At 50.5% G+C, this 7,860-nt stretch carries 8 protein-coding genes and 2 pseudogenes; 5 read left to right on the forward strand and 5 right to left on the reverse strand.

Features of this window, described 5'->3' with window-relative positions:
• Positions 1 to 604: pseudogene (locus tag V6C07_RS08185) on the forward strand (hypothetical protein); the annotation flags it as partial.
• 841 nt (positions 605 to 1,445) lie between these two features.
• Here the strand turns inward: V6C07_RS08185 and V6C07_RS08190 are convergent.
• From V6C07_RS08190 to V6C07_RS08205, 4 genes are all read right to left on the reverse strand, one after another.
• Complete coding sequence (locus tag V6C07_RS08190) at positions 1,446 to 2,987, reverse strand: type IV secretory system conjugative DNA transfer family protein (protein WP_333535887.1); 1,542 nt, start codon at positions 2,985 to 2,987, stop codon at positions 1,446 to 1,448.
• Positions 2,988 to 3,055: 68 nt separating this feature from the next.
• Positions 3,056 to 3,694 (reverse strand): DUF6753 family protein, encoded by a 639-nt coding sequence (locus V6C07_RS08195; protein ID WP_333535888.1) that lies wholly within the window; start codon positions 3,692 to 3,694, stop codon positions 3,056 to 3,058.
• Positions 3,695 to 3,707: 13 nt separating this feature from the next.
• Positions 3,708 to 4,376 carry a nucleotide-binding protein gene (locus V6C07_RS08200; RefSeq protein WP_333535890.1) on the reverse strand — a complete coding sequence of 223 codons (669 nt, stop codon included), beginning with the start codon at positions 4,374 to 4,376 and terminating at the stop codon, positions 3,708 to 3,710.
• Positions 4,377 to 4,410: 34 nt separating this feature from the next.
• Positions 4,411 to 4,776 carry a hypothetical protein gene (locus tag V6C07_RS08205; protein WP_333535892.1) on the reverse strand — a complete coding sequence of 122 codons (366 nt, stop codon included), beginning with the start codon at positions 4,774 to 4,776 and terminating at the stop codon, positions 4,411 to 4,413.
• A 735-nt stretch (positions 4,777 to 5,511) separates the two neighbouring features.
• On the opposite strand from V6C07_RS08205, the gene V6C07_RS08210 reads away from it, so the two are divergent.
• From V6C07_RS08210 to V6C07_RS13425, 3 genes and pseudogenes are all read left to right on the forward strand, one after another.
• On the forward strand, positions 5,512 to 5,667 hold the full coding sequence (locus V6C07_RS08210) for a hypothetical protein (RefSeq protein ID WP_333535894.1): 156 nt from the start codon (positions 5,512 to 5,514) through the stop codon (positions 5,665 to 5,667).
• Positions 5,668 to 5,747: 80 nt separating this feature from the next.
• Positions 5,748 to 6,011 carry a plasmid mobilization protein gene (locus V6C07_RS13420; RefSeq protein WP_442886172.1) on the forward strand — a complete coding sequence of 88 codons (264 nt, stop codon included), beginning with the start codon at positions 5,748 to 5,750 and terminating at the stop codon, positions 6,009 to 6,011.
• Positions 6,012 to 6,145: 134 nt separating this feature from the next.
• Positions 6,146 to 6,865: pseudogene (locus tag V6C07_RS13425) on the forward strand (relaxase/mobilization nuclease domain-containing protein); the annotation flags it as partial.
• A 240-nt stretch (positions 6,866 to 7,105) separates the two neighbouring features.
• On the opposite strand, the gene V6C07_RS08220 reads toward V6C07_RS13425, so the two are convergent.
• The gene (locus tag V6C07_RS08220; RefSeq protein WP_333535898.1) at positions 7,106 to 7,342 is read right to left on the reverse strand and encodes a hypothetical protein; all 237 of its coding nucleotides are present in this window, start codon (positions 7,340 to 7,342) and stop codon (positions 7,106 to 7,108) included.
• On the opposite strand from V6C07_RS08220, the gene V6C07_RS08225 reads away from it, so the two are divergent.
• Positions 7,307 to 7,860 (forward strand): DNA-primase RepB domain-containing protein (locus tag V6C07_RS08225; RefSeq protein WP_333535901.1); only part of this gene is annotated, 554 nt, incomplete at its 3' end. The two genes, V6C07_RS08220 and V6C07_RS08225, sit on opposite strands and share 36 nt — an antisense overlap.

A 7,860-nucleotide genomic window follows, 5' to 3' on the forward strand; every position in this document is an offset into this window, starting at 1 on the left:
GTTTGTGGCGGCTCTGGTTGCGGGCAACGGCGAAGCTGAAAAATGGGTCAGGGACGCCCTGGCGGAGCAAACCGCCGCTATCTGTCCCCAAGGCGCAGACGGGCAGGTTCAGCGAGTGGCAGCACGGTTCGCGCTGTGCGCGGTGGCTGGCATGTTTGCTGTAAAAAATGGCATTTTGCCGCTTACAGCGCAGGACATTACAAGCGCGGTAAAAACCTGTTTTAATTCATGGGTTTACAATCGCGGCGGCATCGGCAGTGGCGAAGACCAAAAAATAATTGAAACATTACATGCCTTTATTGAAACGCACGGGCAAAGCCGGTTCCAAGATTTGAATCCGGCTGAAGATAAAAACGGCAATGTCCGGCCCCAAACCGTCGTAAACCGGGCAGGGTTTAGGGATGGCAACACTTTTTATATCCTGCAAGAGCAGTGGAAAATGCAGGTTTTCCAAGGCTTTGACGCGAAAAGAGCGGCAAAGATACTAAATGAGAAAGGGTATCTGAAAGGCAGGGAAAAAGGGCGGCTGTTGAGTAAAGAGACGCTGCCAGACCTGGGCGCAACTCGCTGCTACGTTGTAAAGCTACCCGAAAGCGAAGAGTAAAATATAGGTCAGCATATTGAAAAACGGGAAACTTATTTCCCGTTTTTTTTGCGCTGTAAAAACGGGAAATGAAAAACGGGAAAAAAAAGACCAATGAAAACAAACAGATATACCCACTTTTCCCGTTTTCCCGTTTTTCCCGCTCCGAAACAGTCAACTTACAGGGTAGTCAATTCCCGTTTATTGAATTTTTGGTATTGATTTCAATGTATTTGGCCCTTTTATAGATTATTCTATATAACTCTGATACTGAATATTTCTACACAACTATAAGTTAGTTGTTTTAAAACGGGAAAAACGGGAAAACGGGAAAACTACATATAACTAGCGCAAATTACTGTATAATATTTTCCCGTTTTTCGTTTCCCGTTTTTTTTTGAAAATAAAAACGGGAAATAACGAAAAGCTTTGATAAAAAAAGAGCGCCCTGCCCAAGAATGGCCGTAGGCCATTCTTGGGTCCCTGGGCGCGGGGTGAGGGGGTGGAAAAGGCAAAGGCAGGGGAAACCTTTCTTTTTTAAAGCCGCAAGCCAGCCAACCCCCCCTGACCGCCCTGCCTTTCTCTTCGCCCCCCTGGGGCGTTCACCCCCTCACCCCCCGCCGAGGGGTCCCCCCGGCCGTAAGGCCGGTGGGGCAAGGCGGCCTTTCCCATCAAAGCGCCAACCCAACCCCCCCCTGACCGCCCTGCCTTTTCCCTTTTCCCATTTTTTAGCCCCTCCCTTCCAAAAAATCGCTCTCATTTCGATTTTAAGCCTCTATTTTTAAAAATCCGCATCCACGCCGCGCAAAACAAGAAAAGCCGCTTAAAAGCGGCTTTCCGGCTTAAATCTAAGCTCATGCTGTTATCCGGCACTATATTTGCCGTATTTCCCTGCAAAAAATTTATCGCTATAGTACGTTATCCGGTCTATCCGCAACGGCTTCATACCGCCCGCGAGCAGAAAAGGCTTTTCAACCTTAGCTTGCATCGCTTCGCCCACCGTCACCAGCCGCCGGGACGTATAACTGCTAGTCATTCGCCCTGACTTTTCATCTTTAGACTGTGTTTTGACTGTTGTATCCCCACACATTTCGCTTATTTGTTCCGCCGTTTTTGTGTCCTCCGCCCCAATAAACAGCTTAATTGCATTGTTTAGGAACTCTTGCCCGCCCTCTTTATAATGGTCCGTCAACTGACTAAGCCCTTGTATTATTATACAAAAGCGTATGTCAAACCCTGCGGCTATGGGCATTGCATTTTTAACCGCATCAAACTTGCCGAGTTGTGCGAACTCATCCATGAGAAATACCAATGGATGCTTCATCTTCTGCAATTCCTGCTCTTGTGCCGCCACCGGCCGCTCATTTTTCTGATTTTGGTTTAGCGCATAGCTATATATCATGCGCAAAAGCATCTGAGATACAGCCAAATTGCCGGGCGACACTACCACATATAAGCTTGAAGGCTCGTATTTAAACATTTCGAGCCGAAAATCTGTACGACTCAGTACATGCGCAATTCTCGGATCATCAAGAAAATCGCACATCGTGTCTACAGTTGCAAAAATGCTCAGCAGCATTTCGTTTTTTTCGTCGCCATCTCCTTGAATTTCAAGGATTTTGTTAGCGCCTTTTGCAATATTGCCGTCAAACTCATCCATGCCTTGCATTTCTTTCAGCATTGCAGTTTTCTTTTCCGCACTTTGAGTAAGCATTTCCCGGACCTTACCCAAGTTTCTTTCCCCTCCCTCAAACTTAGCGCATACGTACAGGATGAACGTAACAAGCACGTTGCGCCCGGATTTCACCCAGAAATCTTCTTCCCCGGCTCCGCCGCCCGACATAGTATGCGCCAGCGCCCGCGCAAGCGTTGTAGCATCTGGACTACCTGCCTTTATGTAGTCCAGGGGATTAAAGCAGTGCGTTTGCTCTGCAATTTCGTGGTACGGGTCCACAACATATACGTTCTGTCCCATTTTTTCCCGCTGCGCTGCTGTAATAGCGTAGTTTTCGCCTTTTATATCGTTGCATATAATGCTGCCACGATATGTAAGTAGTGTCGGTATGATAACGCCAACGCCTTTCCCGCCGCGAGTTTTTGCACACACTAAAGAGTGATACTCCGCCCCAAGCCACTTATCGCCTATTTTACCCATCAATACCCGCTCCCCGGGCTTTGTGACAAGCCCGGCCTTTTCCGCGTCCTCCAGCGTTCCCCACGCCGCCGAACCATGCGTAGTTACCGGCTTTTCCCGCAAAAACACATACCAGATGCACCAGCCCAGGACGAGCAGAATTGTAGCAGCCACGACCTTCAGCACTCCATCATTCATAACAAACGACAGAATATCAAAAAAGTCTTGCGAGAACAGCCACTTCCAGTGATCAATATTGAAATATTCCATGATTTTTTCCTCTTGCAGTCATCCCTGACTGCATGTTGACTTTATATTAAATAGTATTCCACTGTTAATTAAAACAGCTTGCCTATTATCCAATCTGTTATAGCTAACCGATTGAACATATTGCCGATAAGAAAAGCAATTATGAAAATGGGCGTTGCCCATCCAAGATGCCGCCATGCCCCGCCGCTCTGCGCATCCTCAATTCTTTCAGCAACTTGCTGCAAAAGTTTAGTCGCCGCCCTCTTAGCTTCGTCAGCGGATGTTTTTTCGCAGCCGTCAAGCACATCCCGCGCCGCTTTTTCAACTGTTAAATGCAGTTGGTGCGGCAGCTTTTGCATCCTGTTGTCGAGATGTCCGTTCGCCAGCAACATACACATTATGGCGTCATGGCTGCGAATGCCAAAACGCTGCATAAATGCGTACATGTTCGCGCGTGTTTCAGCGCTCATGCTTTCCCCGGTAACGTCCATGTAAGCCCTTTCCAAACGATTCAACGCCTCGTCCGGGTGTTCATCGGCGGCGGGCAACGGCCGGGCAGGCGCAGCGTTTAACGTGCGTTGCGGCACAACCGCCGCCGCCTGTCCTTGCGCAGGAGCAGGAGCAGGAGCAGGGGCAGGAATAGCGCCAGGCTCCGGGCCGTAATCGCCTCGATATTCCGGCGGCAAGTCCTTTTCATCGATTTCTGCAATGTATTCAGTGCTTTGCATGGTATTCCCCTTTTTATCCGACCAGTTGTGCGAACGCAGCGTGAAACTCGTGCCGGACTCTTTCCGCTTCGATCTTTTCGCCAAAATCCAAGTCGCCGACCTGGTCCCAGCGCAGGCGCCCGTTGCGGATCGCAGCCATTACACGGTCCGCGCAGTCCGGGAAGTTAATTTCGCCGCCGCCCGCAGCAAAAATCTTGTCACGGATTTTTGAGCCATCCCAAATCTCGTATTTTTCCGGCCCGCCCCAGTAGCCATTTTTTACAAAAAATACAGGCGTTTGCGTAAAAACTGCGTGGAAATCTGCGAGCAGTTCAACGCTATCCACCTGCCTGTTTGCGACCCATAAAACGGCCAGTTCAGCACCCATCTCATTGACATTGTTAGCAATAATGCTGCCAAACTCGTTCCAGCCAGAGCGAGCGGGGTTGTTGATCAGGATAACGTCTGCCGCCGTTTTGTGCGCGATAGACGCAAGTTGAATAAAGCCTTCGCGGTTATCCAGGCACACAGCTACCGTTTCAACAGCCTGGCCGTATGCTTTGGCAAGGTCCGGGTTTTTAGTGTCTGCCTCTATAAGCAGTACGGTTTTGCCCGCCGCAAGGGCGGTATCCAGTACCGCGCTGGAAACCACGCTTTTGCCTGTGCCGCCTTTGTCGCCGCTTATGCTGATAATTTTTTTCATGGGTTTGTATCCTTATATATATGCGTTTCAGGTTTTACAGGTCTGCGCCGCGGTCCGGCCGAATAACAAATTGCCCGGGCGGGGTTACCGGCGGAGCGGTTTTAGCCGCAGCCGGAGCAGGAGCTTTTTTCTGCTGCTTAGCTTCCCTCTTTCTACTGCTGTTAGTCATATCCATAACTGTGCGCATCGAAATTTCAACGCCGGAAGCCTTCAGCGCTTCCATCACTTCATCCCACGTTGCACCGTTTTTCCTGGCGGCACGGATGCTTTTTTTCATCATAGCCACTGCCTGCTTTGTTCTCACCACGTCCGAATCAGCCGCTTTTTGAGCCATCCCATTTAGCGCTTGGATAGCAGCTTCGATGCTTCCTTTTGCAAACGTTTTTCTGCGTTTTTGCATTTTGACCTCCTTTTTCCTTCCTTTTCTCTTCAATTCAATGTCACTGTTGGTTCACAACTTTTGCATAACTAAATAATACACATCTCAAACAACGTGTCAAGCGCATGGCAAAAATGTACTTTATAAGCAAAAAAGATGCATTTAAAAATTCTAGCATGTTTACCATATCTCTCAATTTATATTCCATGTGTTTTCGCCACGTTTTCAACCCTTACGCACTCGTCCAAAAAAATAATGTCAAAAAGCTTGACATTGTTTTGCATATGTGTATCAAGGTTAGTTCATTATCTCTTCACTTTTTATTCAACCAATTGAAATATAACGTAATCATCCTTTCATTATCAGTTCAGGCGCTTAGCAAGGCATGTGCAGGAGTCCTTCCCAAAAATGTTTTTTTGTTTGTCAAGCTTTTTCTTTTTAGCTTCAGTCGCACATCGCAAGTCGATCAGCAAAGCTATTTTTTTATGTCACCTATGCTGCAAGCATCTTGCAAAAATGGCTGTAAACCGTTGCACAGAGCCGACATTGACATTTCATTGTATGTTCGTATTATATTCATATGAAGAACATGTTTTTATGCACTTTCACTAGTAACAGGATGGCCCTTGTGGCCACAACTCTGGCGAGTTGCGTCCACTGCGGGCAATCCTGCCTTCCCCATCCGGGGAAGGGTAGGCAAACTCGCAGCTTCGCTGCTCGTTTCTAAGAACGAACCAAAAAAAAGGACGTTTAAAAATGATCAGGGTCATTAACAAAATCCGTGCTCTCATGGCTGATGCTCCCCGCTTTACTAACGCTGACCGCAGACACTGGTATATTGTTGACCGGATCGCTGCGCTTGAAAAAAGAGTCGAAGCACTTGAAGAAGCTAACCGCTCTTCAAAACGCTAATAGACCAAAAAGGCGTGAGGCGGATAAACCGCCTCACGCCAAAGGAGTAAGTAAAAATGAAACGTGAACCTAAAAACCAGATGTTTAAATTCCGGCTGACTGAAAAAGAAAAGGACTTTATCCGCACTCAAGCTGAAGCTGCTGGACTCCCTGCAAGTGAATACGTTCGCGCCCTTGCGTTGGGGTATGAAATTAGAACACGGGCAGACGCGGCAGTGCTAAATGAACTGCGCCGTTTGGGCGGGCTTTGCAAACACTTGTATAACAGCGGTATGGACCCCGCCGCCACGGGCTCCGCCCTGGCTGCGCTGGGACACGCAGCTGACCGCCTGGCCCCGCGTTAGCTGGAGCATCTATATATAATGATAGGTGGCATGCGATGATAGCGAAGAAGCAGCCAAAAAACATGCAGTACACAAAAAGCCGCGCACAAGATGTAAGCGACTTGTGCCGTTACATTTGTGACGCCCGCAGCCACATGACCAGCCGCCCCACGTCCAGCGCCGAGCCAGAAAAAGTGATTTGCTCCGGTTCATTGGGCCTGAACTTTAAAACCTTGGATGCGAAAATTTCAGAAATGGCGGGGCTTGCGTCTCAAGCGAGATCAGGCCAGCCCCTTGATCATTGGGTATTGTCTTGGCAAGGGCATGAAACGCCTACGCCCGAGCAACTCCATGAAGCGGCCAGGATTTTCGTTCATGAGATCGGGCTTGACGGGCATCAAGTTGTATACGGCGCACACCAAAACACGAAAAATACCCATCTGCATCTTGCCATCAACCGCGTAAGCCCCGTTACAGGCAGAGTGGTGAAGGTAAACAAAGGCTTTGATCACCTTGCCGCAGCTCGCGCGATATGTGTCATTGAACACGCGCAGGACTGGGCGCAGGAACCGAACCCCGTATTTCATATGACGCCGGACGGCCCACAACAGCGCACAGACCGCAAGCGCGGCCTGTCAGACGCTGCCCGCGTCGCTGAGCGCAGCACAGCCCTGCCCAGCCTTGAGCGCAGAGCAAAAGCCCTGGCCCCTACAATAGCCGCCGCCACAAACTGGCAAGACCTGCACCGCCGCCTTGCGGCAGAAGGCGCGACATACGAAAGGCGGAAAGGCGGAGCGGTAATAAAATTTGGCAAGTCTGGCTTCATTAAAGCCAGCAAAGCTTCCCGCGCCGCAAGCCTCGCTGCTTTGGAAAAGAGGTTCGGGCAGCCTTTCCAGCGAGCAGAGCGCCTAGTTCCAAAGCCTTATGAACCTAAGCCCCCGGCGCTCCGCCACGATCTTGACCCCGTCAGCCTCATTCTTGCCCTCATTTTCCGTCTCCTCGGCTTCCACCGCGCCGCTCGCACGTTGCTACACACTCAGCAAGAGCTAGAACGCGCCGCGCTCCGCCAGGCCAAATTTCACAGCGCCCAAGCCAAATGGGCCGCGCAAAGCGTATTACGCGAAGAACATCAAGCCGCCCGCGCCGAGCTTAAAGCCGCGCAGGATGCCGAACTTGCCGCCGTTAAAACAATGACTCCCGGCCAGGCCCTGGCTTACTGCAAACAGCACAATTTGTTCCCTGCCGACACTACCACCACCCAAAAACAAACCACTGCTACCGCCCCGGCCACAGGGGCAGCAGAGAAGGAAGAAGCCATGGATAAGCACCTCCAGAATTTCAACATTGTCCACGCCGCGCTTGCCGCCGACCGCTACCGCTTGATAGCAAAAGACGAAGCTGTGGCCCCTGGCGAAACTCCCCGCCACTTTACGCACGGCAAGAAAAATGCCGGGCCGGAAGAACTCACGGAAACAGGCGCTTTCCGAGGCTGGACGCAGGACGAAGTTCGCGCCCACATGCATGAAGTTGTGGAAGCCGCTATTCAAGACAGCTACGGCACATACATCACCCCCCTTGCCGCTGACACCCACTACATCCTAATCGACGACATCAACACCCCGGAAAAGCTGGAAAAATCAACAGTATACGCCGCCGCACTGGAAGTGGAAAGCAGCCCCGGCAACCGACAAAAAGTGCTGAAAATTAAAGCCGACCCCGATCCCGCGCTTGCCAGGAGGGCCGCAAACGCTTGTGCCGCGCGGATAAATCAGGAGTGCGGCGACCCCGCAGTGCGCAACGGGGAACAGGCTTGGCGGCTCCCTGGTTTTTTGAACAACAAGCCCAAGCACCGCGCCGCAGACGGCTCTGC

Origin of the sequence: Desulfovibrio sp. 1214_IL3152 (genome assembly GCF_036763055.1) — a bacterium.
Taxonomy (GTDB): Bacteria; Desulfobacterota; Desulfovibrionia; order Desulfovibrionales; family Desulfovibrionaceae; genus Desulfovibrio.

What these genes read in the sequence shown, in the direction of transcription:
- V6C07_RS08190 (WP_333535887.1), bottom strand. Translation starts at nt 2,987, where the DNA reads ATGGAATATTTCAATATTGATCACTGGAAGTGGCTGTTCTCGCAAGAC.
- V6C07_RS08195 (WP_333535888.1), bottom strand. Translation starts at nt 3,694, where the DNA reads ATGCAAAGCACTGAATACATTGCAGAAATCGATGAAAAGGACTTGCCG.
- V6C07_RS08200 (WP_333535890.1), bottom strand. Translation starts at nt 4,376, where the DNA reads ATGAAAAAAATTATCAGCATAAGCGGCGACAAAGGCGGCACAGGCAAA.
- V6C07_RS08205 (WP_333535892.1), bottom strand. Translation starts at nt 4,776, where the DNA reads ATGCAAAAACGCAGAAAAACGTTTGCAAAAGGAAGCATCGAAGCTGCT.
- V6C07_RS08210 (WP_333535894.1), top strand. Translation starts at nt 5,512, where the DNA reads ATGATCAGGGTCATTAACAAAATCCGTGCTCTCATGGCTGATGCTCCC.
- V6C07_RS13420 (WP_442886172.1), top strand. Translation starts at nt 5,748, where the DNA reads ATGTTTAAATTCCGGCTGACTGAAAAAGAAAAGGACTTTATCCGCACT.